The organism is Frankia sp. ACN1ag, from assembly GCF_001414035.1.
GTDB classification, from domain to species: domain Bacteria; phylum Actinomycetota; class Actinomycetes; order Frankiales; family Frankiaceae; genus Frankia; species Frankia torreyi.
Map to the genome: position 1 here is coordinate 24,720 of NZ_LJPA01000042.1, position 19,120 is coordinate 43,839.

The 19,120-nt window shown below is 73.0% G+C and carries 8 protein-coding genes and 4 pseudogenes; 6 read left to right on the forward strand and 6 right to left on the reverse strand.

Annotated elements, in window-relative coordinates; translation table 11 throughout:
- Positions 1 to 290: 290 nt before the first annotated feature.
- The 6 genes from UK82_RS26760 to UK82_RS26785 all read right to left on the reverse strand — a co-directional run bounded on the left by UK82_RS26760 (position 291) and on the right by UK82_RS26785 (position 12,056).
- Entirely contained in the window at positions 291 to 4,166 is a 3,876-nt protein-coding gene (locus tag UK82_RS26760) for a zinc ribbon domain-containing protein (RefSeq protein ID WP_055410055.1), read from the reverse strand.
- A gap of 375 nt (positions 4,167 to 4,541) precedes the next feature.
- On the reverse strand, positions 4,542 to 6,212 hold the full coding sequence (locus UK82_RS26765) for an Hsp70 family protein (RefSeq protein WP_044886679.1): 1,671 nt from the start codon (positions 6,210 to 6,212) through the stop codon (positions 4,542 to 4,544).
- Positions 6,213 to 6,264: 52 nt separating this feature from the next.
- Positions 6,265 to 8,943, reverse strand: coding sequence for a hypothetical protein (locus UK82_RS40400; RefSeq protein WP_236706485.1), 2,679 nt, complete (start codon positions 8,941 to 8,943; stop codon positions 6,265 to 6,267).
- Between the two features lie 67 nt (positions 8,944 to 9,010).
- Entirely contained in the window at positions 9,011 to 9,691 is a 681-nt protein-coding gene (locus tag UK82_RS26775; RefSeq protein WP_055410074.1) for a Tellurium resistance, read from the reverse strand.
- A gap of 207 nt (positions 9,692 to 9,898) precedes the next feature.
- The gene (locus UK82_RS26780; protein ID WP_052681251.1) at positions 9,899 to 11,095 is read right to left on the reverse strand and encodes a DUF475 domain-containing protein; all 1,197 of its coding nucleotides are present in this window, start codon (positions 11,093 to 11,095) and stop codon (positions 9,899 to 9,901) included.
- Positions 11,096 to 11,480: 385 nt separating this feature from the next.
- On the reverse strand, positions 11,481 to 12,056 hold the full coding sequence (locus tag UK82_RS26785; RefSeq protein WP_044886681.1) for a TerD family protein: 576 nt from the start codon (positions 12,054 to 12,056) through the stop codon (positions 11,481 to 11,483).
- Positions 12,057 to 12,758: 702 nt separating this feature from the next.
- Between UK82_RS26785 and UK82_RS26790 the strand changes: the two genes are divergently transcribed.
- The 6 genes and pseudogenes from UK82_RS26790 to UK82_RS40415 form a co-directional block, all read left to right on the forward strand.
- Entirely contained in the window at positions 12,759 to 14,792 is a 2,034-nt protein-coding gene (locus tag UK82_RS26790) for an alpha-1,4-glucan--maltose-1-phosphate maltosyltransferase (protein WP_044886682.1), read from the forward strand.
- 26 nt (positions 14,793 to 14,818) lie between these two features.
- Positions 14,819 to 15,284: alpha-amylase family glycosyl hydrolase (locus tag UK82_RS40405; protein WP_255354367.1), on the forward strand; the 466-nt coding region annotated here is incomplete at its 3' end.
- Position 15,285: 1 nt separating this feature from the next.
- Positions 15,286 to 16,516, forward strand: a pseudogene (treS, locus tag UK82_RS26795) (maltose alpha-D-glucosyltransferase); the annotation flags it as partial.
- A 229-nt stretch (positions 16,517 to 16,745) separates the two neighbouring features.
- Positions 16,746 to 17,196, forward strand: a pseudogene (locus tag UK82_RS40410) (aminoglycoside phosphotransferase); the annotation flags it as partial.
- A 1-nt stretch (position 17,197) separates the two neighbouring features.
- A pseudogene (locus UK82_RS26800) lies at positions 17,198 to 18,170 on the forward strand (aminoglycoside phosphotransferase); the annotation flags it as partial.
- Positions 18,171 to 18,247: 77 nt separating this feature from the next.
- A pseudogene (locus tag UK82_RS40415) lies at positions 18,248 to 19,120 on the forward strand (1,4-alpha-glucan branching enzyme); the annotation flags it as partial.

Here is a 19,120-nt window from a genome sequence, read left to right on the forward strand (position 1 = left end):
CTGCGGCCCGTCCGTGACGCCGACCGTCTCCGACCTCGGGGTCAGGACGGTTCGACAGATGCTCCGACCGGGTGGCGAACACCCACCTGGCCGGTACTGGAACTACGCGTGATGGACCCAATCGTAAGGGGCACACCGGCTACAAGGAACAGCACTAGGACGAATACTTTCCGTGGTAGTGCCATCATTGCAGATCTGGTGTGACATCTCCGCACGGCCGCCGCCAGAAGACAACACTTACCCAAATCGCAGCACGGAGAAACGTGATCTGACCGGGGCGGAACGGCCGTTCAGCGGACGACCAGATCCTCGTCGGCGGGATGCGTGACGGTCCAGCCGGTGGGGGCCACCAGCGCCGGCAACAGCCGGACGCCCCACGGCAACTGCGCCCCATCCAGCGTGACGTCGATGGTGCGGGTGACGGCCTGATCGACGGCGGCCAGGCGGGACAGCTCGTGGGCCTCGGCGGCCACCCGCGGCGGCGCGGCGCCCGGCCGCGCGAACAGGATCAGCTCGCCGACCGGGCCGGAGGTGCGCACCTGAACCCGCATGGTCCGCCGCCGCCAACCGGATCGGCTCACCGTGTAGGTAACCGTCGGCTGAATCAGCGCACCGACATCCGACCCGAGCGGCACCGGTCCGGTCACCACCGGACCGCCCGCCGCGCCCGCCGAGGCCCCGGAACCGGCCGGGGCCCCGGGCATCGCCGGAGCACCGGGCATCGCCGGAGCACCGGGGACACCGCGGCCGTCCGACCCGCCGGGACCGTCGGGGACGACCGGCTGCCCCGCGCCGGGACCAGGTCCCCCCGGTGCCGCGCCACCGGGGCCGAGCGGGCCGAGCGGGCCGGGCGCGCCGGGCGCGAACCGCCCGTGCCACGCCTGCGCCGGGCCGCCCGCGGCCGGCATGCTCCGGCCGGCCGGCGGGAGCAGAGGCAGCGGCAGCCCGCCGAGCGGGGTCGTGGGCGGGTTGTCCCCATGCGCGGACCCCCGGGTCCCGCCCGGCTGGGGGACCCCCGCCACCGGATGGCGGGCGCCGACCGGCACGGGCATCGGGACCGCGCCGGTGCGCGGCTGGGCCGGGCCCCCGAGCGGGTGCGCGGCGGTGATCGGATCGGAGCCGGGCGGGTCGGACCCGGCGATGGGCCGCCCCGCGAACGGACCGCCGAGGATGCTCCCGGGCCCTCCCCCCGGTCCACCGACGACGTGACCGCCGGTGGCGGGCCCGGATGCCGTGGGAAGCGGCGGCGGCGGGTCGCTGCGGGTCGCGGGCCGGGCCAGCACCGCCACCCCCGCGGTCGCGACGCGGGCGATCCCACCCGCCCGGTACATCGGATAGGCGGCCACGTGGTAGGCCCAGCCGTCCGCCGGGGCGGCGAGATGCCAGCCGCCCTTGATCTCCAGGCTGGTGTTGGTGACCTTGGCGCTGGCGGCGTACGGGTCGTCCGGGCCGGTGGGCGTCCGGTCCCGCCGCCAGAGCACCCGCGCCTCGGTCACCCCGGGCGGCATCTGGAAGGACAGCACGATCGACTCGCCGCGGTCATCGGCGCGCAGGTCGCGCACGGGCTCGATCACCACGTGCCGCACGGCCCGGCCGACGACGGCCGACTCCCCGTGCACCGTCACCGGGGTGTAGATCACCTCGCCGACCGGGGCGGACTCCGCGGCCTGCCCGGCGCGGCTGGCGCCGACCAGGCGGACGGGCCCGGTGATGGCGGCGAGCTGCACGTCGTCGCCCTCGCCGCCGAGGCCGCCGAGGGGCAGCGGGCCGGAGCCGGGCATCGCCAGTGGGCCCGAGCCGGCGCCGGGCAGCGGCAGCGGGCCGGAGCCCGAGCCCGGCACCAGCCGCGGACCGGTGTTCCCGGTGCCGCCGGCGGGACCCGACGCGACCGGCGTCGCGTAGATCCGCACCTCCCAGCCGGGCGGGGGCGTCCAGCGCAGCGTGGTGCGCCCGCTGGTGGTGACGGCGGCGAGATCCTGCACCGGCCGGGGCCGGGCGGTCACCTCGACCTCGGCCTCGGCGCCGGGCGTGCGGACGGGGCGCCCGGCCGCGTCGTGGTACTCGACGAAGACGTGGTAACGGTACGTCACGCCGACGACGACGTCCGTGTCGTGGAACACGCCGCCGGTGACCCGGGCCCGCCGGGGCGGCTGGCTGACGGGCGAGCCGGGCGCGAGGGTCCGCTCGACGGTGACGACCGACAGGGCGCCGTCGAGCTGCCAGCCCAGCCGGATCCCGGCGGCGGTCCGCTCGGCGCGCAGCTCGGCGAGGTCACGGGTGCAGACCACGGGCGCGGAGGCGACCGGCTCGGAGCGGCGCTCGCCGCAGATCGCGGTGACCTCGTGCCGCACCGGCGTCCACGCCGGCGCGCCGGCGTCGTAGAGCTCGGTGGAGCGGGTGGTGCCCAGGCTGCGCCGGCCCAGCGTCGCCCCGCCACCCTCGACGAGCACGACGCGCTCCACCCGATAGGAGACGGGGCCGCCGACGGACGGCGACGCCCGCCAGCGCACCTGCACCGAACCGTCGGGGCCGGCGACCGCGACGAGGTCCGACGGCGGCGACAGCGGCAGCGCCGCCAACGCCGCGAGCGCCTCCCGGTTGTCCGCGGCGGTGGCGAGCACCGCGGCCAGGGCGGCCTCCTGGGCCTCGGGCGGCAGCGCCCGGGCGGCCTCCACCCGCCGGCGGATCACTGCCTGGGCGGCGATGAGCTCGGCCAGCACCTCCGCCGGGCTGCGGCCGTCCGGACCGGGCACGTCCGCCGCCTGCGCGGCGAGCCAGCGGGCGTCGTCGAGGGCGGCGTCGGCCCGGTTGGCCGCGCGCGCCTCGGACAGGGCCCGCCAGCCGGCGTCGGCCGCGCCGAGCGCCGCGGACACCCGGGCACCGAGCTCGTCGGCGGCGCCGGCGACGGGGCCACCGACGGCGACCAGCACGGGGCGAGCGGCGGCGAGCAGCTCACCGGCCTCGCGGGGGCGTCCGCCCTCGAGCGCGCGGCGCACGGCGGCGAGCGCCTCGGCCGCCTCCCGGGCCTGGCGCAGGCTGTGCCCGCAGTGCCGGCAGACCACCGCGGCGGCCTCGGTCATCGAGCCGCAGGACGGGCAGGTCGTGTAGAGGTCGGTGTCGCAGTACCGGCAGTGCCGGGCGGCGCCGGCCGCCTCCGGGCGCCCGCAGCCGGGGCAGACGACGTAGTCGACGACCCCGCCGACGTTGACCGCGGCGCCGAGCTCCCGCGCCACCCCGAGCACCACGGACTTCGCCTGTGCCGCGGTGAGCCCGCGCCCGGTGGCCAGCGCCGCGCGGACGAGGCCCTCGAAGGCGACGGCGGTGAGCTCACCGTCGAGGACGACGTGTTCCTCGACCGCGGGGCGCAACTCGTCGGCGGCGTCCGCCATCAGGCCGACCGTGTAGGCGGCCGGATCACCCTCGACCAACCGGGTCGAGACGAGGGCCAGCAGGTCGGCCGTGACCGTCTTCTCCCGGTCGTGCGGGCGGCGGCTGTTGGCGGCCGCCACCGCGGCGTAGGCGGCGGACAGCCGTTCCAGCGAGGCGTCGGGGGCGAGCCCGAGGAACGCCCACAGCGACGCGCTGGACACCCGGTCGCCGCCGCGCAGGGCGCGCAGTTCGGCCAACCGCTCGGCGATCTGGCGGCGGACCTCGGGGGGCAGCGGCTCCACCCCGCCGCCGACCCCGTCGACGATGATCTGCTCCCGGCTGAGCCGGGCGTCGAACTCCTCGACGGTCACCCCGGCGGCGACGGCGAGCCGACGCAGGCCGTCGACGCGGGAGGCGGGGATGCCGCCGAAGCGTTCCCGAACGGTGGCGAGGTAGCCGTCGACCTTGGCCAGCCGCTCCGCGTCACCGCTGCGCCGGGCGGCGAGCACGTGGGCGCGGACCCGCTCGCGGGACTCCGCGTCGCGCAGCGGCTCCTCCCACTCCCCGCGGCGACGCACCAGCTCGGTGGCGAGCGTGGCGTACTTGGCCGAGTTGCGCTCCCGCTGCAGAAAGGCGAGGACGCGGACGAGATGGGCTCCGATGTCGGAGTCGGTATACGGCACGGTGGGGTCGAGACCGGCGATGAGAAAGGGGTCGGCGGTGTCCAGGAAGGAGCCCGCCCGCAGCGGTGCGAGCACCCGCTGGCGATAGCCGCTGCCGTCGAACGCCGCGCTCAAGGATCCACCTTCGTCCCACGTGACCGCCGTGCCCTCCGGACGGACCGGCAACCGGCCCGTCTTCGGGCGCCGAACGCGGGGCGGCAGTTTACCGCCCCACACCCGACAGGCCCCACACCCGAGAGTACGAAGCGGCGCCCCGCCCCGGGTCCCGGACGCCGCGGACGCCCAGCCCGGTCCTTGCGGATCGGCGGCCCGGTATCGCCGTCTGGCGACGATTGGCGGGCCCTGACCGTGCGTCCCGGCTGACCCTACCGACTACGGGGCCGACACCCGGAAGCGCCTGCGTACGTGGGAAATTGGCAGCTCATAACACTTCTCGAGCGGTTTTTTCCCGGGCCGTGGGAGAAGTCCCTGGTCGCGGGATCGACCGGCTCAGTCCCGCTGCTTGAGCAGACTGACCTTCGCCGACTCGGTTGCGCGCATCTCCTCCGAACCGACCCCGGCACGCACCTGAAGGACCAGCGCGGTGGCGGCACCCTCGTGCGCCGCGGTAACCCGAATTGTCTGGTCCCCCGCCATCGCGAAGGTGACCTCGACCGGCGTGCCGCGCTGGTGACCCGGCGGAATTCCGGAGATCGCCCCGGCGACGATCACCTTGTTGTCGTCGATCGCCGTCGATTCGGCCGTGGTCCCCTGCTCGAAGACCCGGATGTCGACCTCGGCCTGATCGTCGGTCACGGTGTAGAAGGTGCGGGTCACCGAGATCGGCAGCGGGTCGTTCTGGTGGGCGAGGAAGGCCGCGACCGGCACACCGCGGTCCTCCGCGAAGATCCCGAAGCCGCGGGAGGTGACGTTGGTGACCTTGGTGCGGACGAGGTCGACCACGGCCGCGGTCGCGAGCCCCGCGGCGTCGGCGCTGGCCGCCGCCGCCTTCTCCACCTCGGCGGCGTCGGCCGCGGCGAGGTCCTGATCGGGCCGCAGCGCCCCGCTGGCCACCAGGTCGGAGTGGACCTCGCGTTCGAGGGCCTTCTTCTGCCCGTACACGGCGGCGCCCTTGGCCACCGCCAGATCCGGGTCGACGAGCCGGGACGTGAGCCCGAAGGACTCCTGCAACCGGCGGCCGACCGCCGGGGTCTTGCTCATGCCGCCCACCAGCAGGCACAGGTCGATCTTCTCGACGCCCTTCTCCCGGGCCCGCTCCAGCACGGAACCCGTCAGGTCCAGGGTGCGGCGCAGCAGCGGCCCGGTGATCTCCTCGAACGTCGCCCGGGTCACCGGCACGCTCACCCGCTTGCCCTTGTGCACGACGAGGACGTCGACGCTGTCCCGTCCGGACAGCGCGAGCTTGGCGTCCTCGGCCGCGGTGAGCAGCTCCTGCTCGTCGTAGACGTCGTCGAGGGGGTCGCCCGCGTCCGGCTGGGCCTCGGTGAACTTCTGCGCCAGGTAGCGGACGAGCTCGTTGTCCCAGTCCGCACCGCCGAGTTCGTGGTCACCGTCGGTGGCCACCACGGTGATCGCACCCTCACTCAGCCGGATGACCGTGGTGTCGAACGTGCCGCCACCGAGGTCGTAGACCAGGACGGTCGACTCCTCCGCGCCGTCCTGGCCGAAGCCGTACGCGAACGCCGCGGCCGTGGGCTCGTTGATGATGTCGACCACGTTCAGCCCGGCCAGCTCGCCGGCGAGCTTGGTCGCCTTGCGCTCCTCGTCACCGAAGTACGCCGGCACGGTGATCACCGCGTCCGTGACCGGGGTACCGGTCGCCCGCTCGGCGTCGGCGGCGAGCGCCTTGAGCACGAGGCTCGACACCGCGGAGGCGCTGTACTCCACGTCGTGCGCGACGAAGCGCCAGTCGGACGCGCCCATGTGCCGCTTGACCAGCCGCGCGACGTCGTCGGGGCGGATGCGGGCCTGCCGCTTGGCCTGAGTGCCCACCACGAAGGACGTGGCGCCCTCGCCACCGCCGTCGAACAACACGACCGACGGCGTCGTGGGCTGGGACTCGATGTTGCGGATCACGTCCGGCCGGCCGTACTCGTCGACCTGGGCGATGCAGGAGTAGGTCGTGCCCAGGTCGATCCCGAACACCTTGGTACCCGCCACCGTCTGAACTCTTCCCTTCGCAAGTCTCGTCAGCGTTCGCCGCCACCGCGACTCAGCGCGTGCGGTAGACCTCGGTCTCCGCGGGCCGGACGACGGTCGTCTCGCCACGGACGAAGCCGGGGCGCACGGTGCGGGCGATAGTCCCGTCCCGTCCCGGATCGTCCGTGGCCACCCGCCGCACACCGAGATGCCGCGCCGGGTCGAAGGTCCCGCCCGGTACCGCTGTGTACGGCCGCACGTCCACGGCCAGGTCCAGCACCTGGAGGAGCTGCTTGCGCAGGATGCCGGCGACGCTCTGCGGATCGTCCGCCCCCAGGCTACCCATCTGATCGTGGAGCCGGATCAGGCCCCGCAGCAGCGGCGCCATCGCCTCGGTGAGCTCCCCGGCCCGCAGGCGGCTGTTCTCCGCATGCAGCCGGTCCACCAGCTCCGCATCGTGGCGGCGCAGCCGGGCGAGCTCGTCGACCTGGCCGGCGAGGCGCTCGAGGGCCACCGCCTGGATCGCGCCGATCGACCCGGCCAGGTCCCCGTCTCCCGCCGACCCGGCATCCTCATGACGACCGGCAGCGTCCTCACGGTCGGTATCCCTGCGGTTGAGATCCTGGTGACGACCGACTTCGCCGCTCCGACCGCCCGCCACCTGCGCCGTCAACATTCCGTCCGCATCATCGTCGAAGCCGGGAACGGACGGGCCCGGCAGCCCGCCGACGCGCGCCGCACCTCCACGGGTCCCGCCGTCCGGCAGGGAACCGCCGGCATGATCCGATCCCTCGGCATGATCCGATCCACCGAGATAGTCCGAGTCACCGAGGTAGCCCGAGTCACCGGGGAAGTCCGAGTCTCCGAGGTAGCCCGAGTCACCGGGGAAGTCCGAGTCGCCGGGGTAGCCCGAGTCACCGGAGGAGTCCGAGTCGCCGGGATGATCCGGTCCTCCGTGGTAGTCCGCCTCCGCGGGATCGTCCACCTCGTCGTGGTACCTCTCGCCCGCCGGGCTCGCCACGTCGTCGTGGTCGCCGCCGCCCCGGACCGCTGGCGACCCGATGTCCCCCACCTCGACGGCACTCGACCCGCCCGCACCGGACCCGGCGTCGGCGGCGTGGTCGGCGTCACGCCCGCCGGGATCCGCATAGTCGCCGGGATCCGCATAGTCGCCGGGCGCTGTCAGCGGGCCCGTCGCCGGCGATAGGGCGAAACCGGCCGCCCGCAGCGCGTCGTCGTCGACGCCGCGGGCGATCGCCCCGGCCTCGCCCGCGCCCCACGCGCTGCCCGTCCCCCACGCCTCGGCTACCGGTGCAACGCCCTGCACCGCCTCGACATCCCGCACCGGCCCAGCACCGTGCACCGGCCCAACATCCTGCGCCGATCCAACACCCAGGGTCGGCCCAGGGCGCTGCGCCGGCCCGGCGAGATCGGCATACCCGCCGGCCGCCGCCACCATCGGGTCGTCGGGCCGCGCCCCGTGGGGATACTTGCCCGGGTTGTGGCGCTCCCCCGGCGCGAGCAGATCCGGGTAGTCCAGGCGGCGGGAACGCTCCAGCTCCTGCGGGTACAGACGCCGGCCGCCGGCCCGCCGCGGGCCGCCGGGGTCCGACTCGGGGACCGGCTCGACACCGCCGGGCCAGGTGGGCTCGGCGCGGCCCGAGTGATCCGGATCCGCGAAGTCGGCCTCGTGGGCAGGCTCGGCTCGACGACCGGAGTCAGCCCAACGGGCAGGCTCGGCCAGGTGCTGGGGATCGGTGGCGTAGCGCCGGACGGCGGGCGGGTAGGGCTCGCCGCGGTGACCGCCGGCCGGCTCGTCGCGCCAGTGCCCGCCCTCGTAGCCGTCGTCCGCGGGCCCCGCGTCGGTGGCGGCTGTATCCGCCGCCGCACCCCCGAAGGCATCGGCGGAGGAGCCGAGGGCGTCGGCCGCGGAGTCCAGGGCGCCGCCGGCGTGAGGCGCGGCGTCGGCGTAGGGGACGCCGGCGACATAAGGGGAGCTGTCGGCATACGAACCGGCGTCGGCATACGAATCGGCGTCGGCGTACGAACCGGCGTCGGCGGCGGGGCCTGGGGTGTCATCGGCGTGGCGGACGTCCGCGGTACCGGCACGGTCGCGTCCCGCGGGCTCGTACGAGTTGATCGGCGGGGCGGAGCCCAGGGGCGGCACCCCGAATCCGCGCACCCCCACCGGCACGGACTCGTCCCAGCCCACGCCGGCCCCAGGGGGGGCCTCTCCACCCGCCTCGGGACGCCCGCCGGAGCCGTGGGTGCGGTCGGGCAGGTCAAAGTAGTCTCTCGGACCATGGTCGGCCGGCCGCGGATCCCAGCCGCGGAGCAGGTCGTCGCGCCGCGACCCGGGGTCCCGCCCCGACCGCTCGAAGGCCCCCCGGTCGTGGACCGCCCGGTCGTGGACCGCCCGGTCGTGGACCGCCCGGTCGTGGACCGCCCGGTCGTGGGCCGCCCGGTCCGCAGGATGGTCCGGTCCCCGCCAGGCCGAGTAGTCGTCCGCGCCGAACGGCTCCAGCCCATCCCGTGCCCCCCGCGGGTCACGGCCCGACTCGCCGGGGGCCGCGAGCGGATCCGGGTCCGACGGGTCGGGCTCCAGCGACTCCGGATCCAGCGACTCCGGATCCAGGGGATCGGGAACCAGAGGATCGGGAACCAGGTGGTCCGGCGGGCCGGAGCGCGGCCCGCCGGGCGGGAACCAGCTTGCCCGGCCGCGGGACGCGGGATCGCGACGTGACTGGAACATCGGGTATCGATCCTCCTCGCCGCCGGGCGGCGGGACCGGGGGGGTCATCGCGAGGTACCGGCGTTACTCACTTACGGCCGGCAGTCCAGTTCAGCCCCCAGCCGTAAGCCTGGTCGAGCTCGCGGTGACCGCTGACGTACCGGACCTCACGGCTGACGGTGAAGTCGTTGCCGGTGTTGGTCAGCAGCGCGATCGCGCACATCCGGGCGCCGCCGGCCTGCTCGTCGAGGCGTACCTCGATCGGGGCACCCTGGGCGGGCGTCAGGGTTACCACCGCGTCGGCCTGGTCGAACGACGCCACGCCCTGGTAGATGAAGGCGAACACGAGCAGCCGGCGGATCTGGCCGATCTGCGCGAGGTTGACGTAGAGGTTCTCGCCGCCCACGGCGGCGCCGGTCCGGTCGTCCGCGTCGAGGTTGACGTAGGGCGGCCCGTCGAACGAGCCGAACGCGTCGCCGAGCGCCTGCACCACGCCGGAACGGCCGTCGGTGAGCTCGAACAGCGCGGCGAGGTCCAGGTCGATGCCCCCGCCGGCGGCGCCGAGCACCCGCTTGAGGAAGCCGCCCTTCTGCTGCTGGCCTCCGGACGGGTTCTGGTTCCAGTTGAGGTTGACGTGCAGCCGGCCGCCGCCGCCCTGCTTGCTCAGCGACACGGACGGCGCGGACTTCGTCAGCGTCACCTTGCTCAGCGAGACCGGTCCGGAGCCGGCCGGTGGCGTGGCGGGACGCTTGGTGTAGTCGATGCCCATGGTCCGCTCCTTCGCGGTTGCCGGATTGGTGATCTGCCATCGGTGGACGGACACGACCGGTGGGTGGACCGTCGCCGGCTGCGCCCGATGTCGCCTCGACGATGTCACATCGGCGGTGGACCACTCCAGACCGCAGCTACCCGCCGGATGCGCGGGACCGTCGGCGACCCGTCCGCCGCCGGCCGGCCCCGGCCGGTCGCGCCGGCGCTACAGCGGCGCGCCCACCGCCTCGCGCGGCTGGCCCTGGCCGCCCTCGCCTCCGTCGCCCCTGGTGGAGCCGGTGGAGTCGGCATCGGCGTCGGCGTCGGCGTGCCGGCGGCGGTGGCGGATGGAGGACACCAGCGCCAGGCCGATGAAGGCGACCCCGACCAGGCCGGTGACGATCTCCGGGACCTCGGTCTCGATCGAGATGGCGAGGATGATCGCCAGCGCGCCGATCGCGTAGTGCGCGCCGTGCTCGAGGTAGATGTACTCGGACAGGGTGCCGCGGCGGACGAGGTACACGGTCAGCGAACGGATGTACATCGCGCCGATGCCCAGGCCGGTGGCGATGACGAAGATGTTCTGGGAGATCGCGAACGCGCCGACGACGCCGTCGAACGAGAACGACGCGTCGATGACCTCCAGGTAGAGGAACAGGAAGGCGGCCGCCCGGCCGGTGGCGAGCACCAGCTTCGGCTGCCCGGAGGACCGCGGGGCAGCGGTCTTCCCGGCGCCCTCGGCGGCCGCGTCGTCGTCGGCGTCCTCGTCCTCGTCGGCGTCGGCGCCGACTCCGCGCGACTCGAAGAACTCGCCGAGTCCCCGCACGCCGAGGTAGGTCGCCAGGCCCGCGACGCCCGCGGTCAGCACCTGCTGGGTGTGGTCACCGGAGAACGCCTCGCCCACGACGAGCAGCGCGACGAGGCCGATCACGGTCGGGATCACGTCAAGCTGGCCGGCGCGGCGCAGCGGCTCCTCCAGCTTCTTGATCCACTGAACGTCCCGCTCCGTGTCGAACAGGAAGTCCAGGAACAGCATGAACAGGAAGATCCCGCCGAAGGCGGCGATCGCCGGGTGCGCGTCGCCGAGCTTCTCCGCGTACTGCGCGCTGTCGTTGAGCGCCAGGTCGAAGACCTTGATCGGACCGAGGTGCGCGGTGAGCGCCACGATGATGATCGGGAAGAGCAGTCGCATGCCGAACACGGCGATGACGACGCCAAGCGTCAGGAAGAGCTTCTGCCAGAAGGGGTTCATCCGGCGCAGGATCGTCGCGTTGATGACCGCGTTGTCGAAGGAAAGGCTGATCTCGAGCACGGCGAGGATGGCGACGATCGCCGCGTCCCGGGGGCTGCCGATCACCCCCGCTCCGGCCACCCCGATCGCGGTGATCGCCAACGACCACCCGAAGATCCGCAAGGCGTGCACGCCCATCAACACCTTTCCGGACCGATCGCCAGACCCCGGTCGCGCCGCGCGGGCGGATCCGCGGTCCGTCGGATCCCGCCGCGTCGCCTGAACTCGCCGGAGACCGCGTCGGCCCGCGGCCGGTTGGCCCGGAGCGGCGGTCGTCGGCATCGTAGCTGTTCATCCGGTGGGCGCGACCTGACAAATGGGTTACACCGGATAGGTCGCGCCCTACCCGCGCACTACCTCCACACACTCCGGGTGACCGGGCCGCCGGGCCGCCGCCGGCCGTCCCGGGCCGGTGAACGGCTTCCCCGGGATGGCCGGTGCCGGTCCTGCGACCGGCGCCGGCCGTCCCCGCCGCCGGGCACGTGGCCCGGCGTGCCGCACGTGCTGCGAACCCGGGTCAGACGTTGACGCCGAAGTCGCGGGCGATCCCGGCCAGGCCCGAGGCGTAGCCTTGGCCGACGGCGCGGAACTTCCAGTCCGATCCGTGCCGGTAGACCTCGCCGAACACCATGGCCGTCTCGGTGGAGGCGTCCTCGGTGAGGTCGTAGCGGGCGATCTCGGTGCCGCCGGCGCCGTTGACGATGCGGATGAAGGCGTTGCGGACCTGGCCGAAGTTCTGCTGGCGCGAGTCCGCGTCGTAGATGGAGACCGGGAACACGATCTTGTCGATCTCCGCGGGCAACGACGTGAGGTTCACGGAGATGGCCTCGTCGTCACCCTCGCCCTCACCGGTGAGGTTGTCGCCCTGGTGCTCGATCGCGCCCTCGGGGCTCTTGAGGTTGTTGAAGAAGACGAAGTGCCCGTCCGAGACGACCTTGCCGTCGGCGCGGCACGCGATGGCGCTGGCGTCCAGGTCGAAGTCGGCGCCGGTCGTGCTGCGCACGTCCCAGCCGAGGCCGACCAGGATGTTGGTCAGGCCGGGCGCCTCTTTGGACAGCGACACGTTGCCGCCCTTGCTGAGACTGACTCCCACTGTGTTCCTCCTGCTGTGCGTCGACTGCGTTGTCTGGGGGCCGCACCCGAGCCGGGCGGCGGCCGCTGTCCGGAAGCGCGGCACGCCCCCGGGTGTCCCGGATACCCCGGCGGCCGGGCGCCGGCAGCCTACTGCCCGACGCGTTCGGCACGGTGACTCTCCGCCCGCGGAGGCCACGTGCCGGAGTACGTGTGCTCTGCGGGACGAACGAGTCACGCGCGAGGTTCCCGCCGCCGGTCCGCCGCCGGTCCGGCGGCGGACGGCCGCGCGACCCGATCCGGTATACCGGGCCGCCAGCCCGCTCGCCGTCGCGCAGCCGACAGGACCAGGACCAGCCCCGCGATGACCCCATCAGGCGGTCACTTCACCCGGCGGAAACGCGGATGGAACACGACCCGACCGGTCACCCAACGCAACAACAACGCGGGGCGGCCCCGCCGGATCCGCTCCGGGCCCGACACTGTCACCGGTGCGGCAGCGAATGTGCACGCCGGACGGCACAACAGACGAGGTTCGGACGTTCGTAGGCGCAGCAACTGGGGAACATCGGCTTCGGCGGGAACCATCCGGACGGGGCCGTCAGACCCACCCCAACGCCAACAATCACCCATCCGGTGGCCGCAGGCAGTTCACGCAGAGGTGTCGCTATTCGCCACGTGCAGGGCGGACTATTGAGGCGTGGTTCGTCTGGATAAGGTCGCCATGATGATCGGACGTTCAGTAGGCCGGGTTGTCATCTCCGATGTGACCCCGGTCGTGTCGTGTGGGCAGTGGCCCGCGCGCGCGGTCGTGGGCGAGAACCTCACCGTCGGTGCGACCGTGTTCCGGGAGGGTCACGACCTCATCGGCGCCAACGTCGTGCTGTCGGGACCCGACGGCCAGGGCACGCCGTTCATCCGCATGCGGTCCGCGGGCTCCGGCACCGACCGGCTCGAGGCGGAGATCACTACCGGCGACGAGGGCCTGTGGGGTTACCGCGTCGAGGCGTGGTCCGATCCGGTCGCCACCTGGCGGCACGGCATCGAGCTCAAGGTCGGTGCGGGACAGGACGTCGACGAGCTCGCGGTCGACTTCGAGGACGGCGCGCGGCTGCTGCTGCGGGCGCTGCCGGGCGTGCCGGAGGGCCGGCGCGCCGAGATCGCCCGGGCGGTGGCCGCGCTGCGCGACGACAGTCGCGATGATCCCCACGAACGGATCGCCGCCGCCCTGGACCCTCGGTTGACGAGCCTGCTGGACGCCTTCCCGCTGCGCGAGCTGGTGACCCGCTCCTCCTTGTACCGGGTCTGGGTCGACCGGCCCCGGGCGCTGTACGGGAGCTGGTACGAGATGTTCCCCCGCTCGGAGGGGGCGACCCTCGACCCGCCGCGCTCGGGGACCTTCCTCACCGCCGCTGAGCGCCTGCCGGCGATCGCGGCGATGGGCTTCGACGTGGTCTACCTGCCCCCGATCCACCCGGTCGGCGAGGTCAACCGCAAGGGTCCGAACAACACCCTCGTTCCCGGCCCGGACGACCCCGGCTCGCCCTGGGCGATCGGCAGTGAGCACGGTGGCCACGACGCCGTGCACCCGGACCTGGGCACGATCGAGGACTTCGACCTGTTCGTCGCGCGGGCCCGTTCCCTGGGCATGGAGATCGCCCTGGATCTCGCCCTGCAGTGCGCGCCGGACCATCCGTGGGCGAAGCACCACCCGGAGTGGTTCGTCGTGCGCAGCGACGGTTCGATCGCCTACGCGGAGAATCCGCCGAAGAAGTACCAGGACATCTATCCGCTGAACTTCGACACCGACCCGACCGGGCTCTACCAGGAGATCCTGCGGGTCGTCCGGCACTGGACCGCGCACGGAGTGCGAATCTTCCGGGTGGACAACCCGCACACGAAGCCGGTCGAGTTCTGGGAGTGGCTCATCGGTCAGGTGAAGGCGACCGAGCCGGACGTGCTGTTCCTCGCCGAGGCGTTCACCCGGCCGGCGATGATGCACACCCTCGCCAAGGTCGGCTTCACCCAGTCGTACACGTACTTCACCTGGCGCAACCAGAAGTGGGAGCTGGAGGAGTACGCCCGCGAACTGATCGATGCCGCCCACTACATGCGGCCGAACTTCTTCGTGAACACCCCGGACATCCTGCCGGGCTACCTGCAGGAGGGCGGGCCGGCGGCGTTCCGGATCCGGGCGGTGCTCGCGGCCACGATGTCGCCGACCTGGGGCGTCTACGCCGGGTACGAACTGTACGAGAACACCCCGGTCCGGCCGGGCAGCGAGGAGTACCTCGACTCGGAGAAGTACCAGTACCGGCCGCGGGACTGGGCGGCGGCCGAGCGGGAGGGCCGCTCGCTGGCGCCCTACCTGACCCGGCTCAACCAGATCCGCCGGGCCCACCCGGCGCTGCACTGGCTGCGCAACCTGCACCTGCACCACGCCGACGGCGACGAGTTCATCGTCTACTCCAAGCGGCTGGCGGAGGTGGACGACCCGGGCGGATCGGCCGGGCCAGCCGGTCCGGGCGGGACGGGCGGCGCTGACACCGTGCTCGTCATCGTCAACCTCGACCCGCACGAGACGCGGGAGACCACGGTGCGCCTCGACATGCCCGCCCTCGGCCTCGGCTGGGACGACTCCTTCGACGTGACCGACGAGATCACCGGGCAGACCTTCCGGTGGGGCCGGGACAACTACGTCCGGCTCGACCCGTCCGTCGAGCCCGCGCACATCCTCACCGTGCGAGCCCGGTCGTGACGGAGCCGGAGCCCCTCAGCGAGCCCATCGGCGACGACACCCCCCGCCCGGCCCCCGCCGGTCCCGTCGGGGAGTCGTCCCGCGACCCGTACTGGTTCAAGCGCGCCGTGTTCTACGAGGTGCTCATCCGAGGCTTCGCCGACTCCAACGGCGACGGCACGGGCGACATCCGCGGCCTGATCTCCAAGCTCGACTATCTGGAGTGGCTCGGCGTCGACTGTCTGTGGCTGCTGCCGATCTACTCCTCGCCGTTGCGCGACGGCGGTTACGACATCAGCGACTACTTCCAGATCCTGCCCGAATTCGGCGACCTGGGCGACTTTGTCAGTCTCGTCGACGAGGCGCACCGGCGCGGCATCCGGATCGTCGCCGACCTGGTGATGAACCACACCTCCGACGCCCACCCGTGGTTCCAGGCGTCCCGGTCGGATCCGGAGGGGCCCTTCGGGGACTTCTACGTCTGGTCAGACACGGACGAGCGGTATCCCGAGGNGCGGATCATCTTCGTCGACACGGAGAAGTCGAACTGGTCCTGGGACCCGGTGCGCGGTCAGTACTACTGGCACCGCTTCTTCTCCCACCAGCCCGACCTCAACTACGACAACCCGGATGTGCAGGAGGCGATGCTGGAGGTCCTGCGCTTCTGGCTGGACCTCGGCATCGACGGTTTCCGGCTCGACGCGGTGCCCTACCTCTACGTGCGGGACAACACCAACGGCGAGAACCTGCCGGAGACCCACGAGTACCTCCGGCGGGTCCGCAAGGAGGTCGACGCCAAGTACGCCGACCGGGTGCTGCTCGCCGAGGCCAACCAGTGGCCCTCCGACGTCGTCGAGTACTTCGGCAACGACGACGAGTGCCACATGGCGTTCCACTTCCCGCTGATGCCGCGCATCTTCATGGCGGTACGGCGGGAGTCGCGCTATCCCATCTCCGAGATCCTGGCCCAGACGCCGCAGATCCCGCCGAACTGTCAGTGGGGCATCTTCCTGCGCAACCACGACGAGCTCACCCTGGAGATGGTGACCGACGACGAGCGCGACTACATGTGGGCGGAGTACGCCAAGGACCCCCGCATGAAGGCGAACATCGGCATCCGCCGCCGGCTGGCCCCGCTGCTGGACAACAGCCGCGACCAGATGGAGCTGTTCACCGCCCTGCTGCTGTCGCTGCCGGGTTCCCCGGTGCTGTACTACGGCGACGAGATCGGCATGGGCGACAACATCTACCTCGGCGACCGGGACAGCGTGCGGACCCCGATGCAGTGGTCGCCCGACCGCAACGCGGGCTTCTCCACGTCCGACCCGGCCCGGCTCTACCTGCCCCTGATCATGGACCCGGTGTACGGCTACCAGGCCCTGAACGTCGAGGCCGGGCAGCGGATGCCGACGTCGTTCCTGTCCTGGACGAAGCGGATGATCGAGGTGCGCAAGCGCCATCCCGTCTTCGGTCTGGGTACGTACGAGGAGCTGGCCTCGTCCAATCCGTCGGTCTTCGCCTACGTGCGCGAATTCGGTGACGACCGGGTGCTGTGCGTCGCGAACCTGTCCCGCTTCGCCCAGCCGGTGGAGCTGGATCTGCGCCGTTTCGAGGGATTGGTGCCCGTCGAGCTGCTCGGCCGGGTGCACTTCCCGCCGATCGGCGAGCTTCCCTACCTTCTGACGTTGCCCGGGCACGGACATTACTGGTTCGCGTTGACCGTACCGGGGGAATTCACCCCCTAGCCCCCTGGGGCGGACGGGGGGAGAGTAGAGCGCTAGACCCGGTCCCGGTGACGGCGGCAGGGTCCGGTGAAACCGGCGGGCCGGCCGGCAGACCGCGGGGCTGGCCGGCGGGAACACCGAGGTCGCCGCGGTGGTACGCGCGCGACGTGGCTGACGAAAGGTAACTTTCGGGACATTCGACGTTAGGTGCACACGATGATCGTCGAGCACAGGCATCGGGAGGTCGAGGATGGGTGACCACCACGCCGAACTGACCGGCCTGCTGACCGACTGGCTTCCCCGACAGCGCTGGTTCGCCGGCAAGGGCCGCGGCGCCGGGCGGATCCGGATTCGCCGGGACACCACCGTCTTCGAGCCGCTGCGGCTGCTCGTCGTCGACGTGGACTACGACCACGGGCCACCGGACCACTACCAGGTTCCCCTGGTGGTCCGGACCGACGCCCCCTTCGGCCACGAGGGCTTCCTGATCGGCGAGTGTGCCGGCGGGCTGGTGTACGACGGGCTGCACGACCCCGACGGCAGCGCCGCCCTGCTGCAGTTCCTCGGCCGCTCGGCCCGCCGGGACGACCTCGTCGCCGAGACGACGCGGACGCTGGACGACCTGCCCGCGCACGCCGTCGGCGCGGAACAGTCCAACACCTCGATCATCTACGGCGACGCCTACATCCTGAAGGTGTTCCNCCGGCTCTGGCCGGGCATCAACCCGGACCTGGAGGTCACCCGGGCTCTCGCCGGGGTCGGCAGCACGCACGTCGCCGCCCCGGTCGCCTGGTTCTCCGGGGAGGTCGAGGGGCGGCAGACCACGCTCGGTTTCCTCCAGGAGTACCTGCGCAGCGGGACCGAGGGCTGGCGGCTGGCGCTGGCCAGCGTGCGCGACCTCTACGCCGAGGCCGACCTGCACGCCGACGAGGTCGGCGGGGACTTCGACGCGGAAGCGGAGCGGCTCGGCGTGGCCACCGCCGAGGTGCACGCGGACCTGGCCCGGGCACTGCCGACGCGCCCACCCACCGCCGACGCGCTGCGTGCCCTGGTGACGTACCTGCACGGCCGCCTCGACGCCGCCGTCGAGGCCGTTGCCGAGCTGCGGCCCTTCGAGGCCGCCGTGCGCAAGTCCTACGACGAGCTCACCGGCGCGGCGCCGGCAGTCGTTCATCCCCGGCCGTTCCAGCGGCTGCACGGCGACCTGCATCTTGGCCAGGTGCTGCGGGTCGACTCGGGCTGGGTGCTGTTCGACTTCGAGGGCGAGCCGGCCCGCCCGGTCGCCGAGCGGGTGGGGTTGGAGTCGCCGCTGCGCGACGTCGCCGGGATGCTCCGGTCGTTCGACTACGCGGCTCGTTCCATGCTGTTGGAGCGGGGCGACGAGCCCGCGCTGGTCTACCGGGCGCAGGAGTGGGCCGACCGCAACCGGGAGGCGTTCTGCCGGGGGTACGGCGCCGCTGCCGGTCGCGACCCACGCGAGGACGCGGCGATGCTGCGTGCGTTCGAGCTCGACAAGGCGGTCTACGAGGTGCTCTACGAGGCGCGCCACCGGCCGGGGTGGATCGGCATCCCGATGGCCTCGGTGGAGCGGCTCACCCAGACCCACCCACCGGCCCAGACCCACCCACCGGCTCAGATCCACCCACCGGCTCAGACCCACCCACCGGCCGGATGAGCGGGAGCGGGCGGACCGATCCGCCGCCGGTGCGCCGAACCATCGTCCCCATCGCGGAGAGAGGCAGGGGTGTCCCAGTGAACAGCGGCGACGTCAACAACGGCACGGCGCGGACGGGACACCGCGGCGCCGGGCAGATCACCGGCCGACCCGACGCCGATCCGGCGAGCGCACCGGCCCGCGACCGCTCGGGCCGCGTGGCCCTGGCCGACCGGGTCCCGGGGCGCCTGCCCGATCTGGACAACTCGGCGACCGACGCGCCGGCGGCGGCCGGCGACCCAGCGACCCCGGGCGGCCCCGACGCGGCTACCAGGCCGCCGACGTCCCTCGCCGCCGCCGCGCCGGCGCCGGGCGTGCCGCTCGGCCTGCCACGCGAGGACCTCGAACGGCTCGTCAACGGCACCCACCACGACCCGCACTCGCTGCTCGGGGCGCACCCGGCCGGGGACACGACCGTCGTGCGGGTGCTGCGTCCCGACGCGAGCGCCGTGACCGTGCTCGTCGGCGAGGACCGCCACCCGGCGGCTCGACTCCACAGCGGCGGGGTGTTCGCCGTGGCGCTGCCGGAGGTCCTGCCCGACTACCGCGTCGAGGTGGCCTACCCGCACGGCTCCCACGTCGTCGACGACCCCTACCGGCACCTGCCGACCCTCGGCGAGATGGATCTGCACCTGATCAGCGAGGGCCGGCACGAGGAGCTCTGGAAGGTGCTCGGGGCGCACCTGCGTGAGCTGTCGACCCCGGGCGGCACGACCGTCACCGGGGTGAGCTTCGCCGTCTGGGCACCGTCGGCGCGGGGGGTGCGGCTGGTCGGCGACTTCGACTTCTGGGACGGCCGGGCGTTCCCGATGCGCTCGCTGGGCCACAGCGGCGTGTGGGAGCTGTTCGTGCCCGGCGCCGGCGTCGGGCTTCGGTACAAGTACGAGATCCTCGGCTTCGACGGGGTGTGG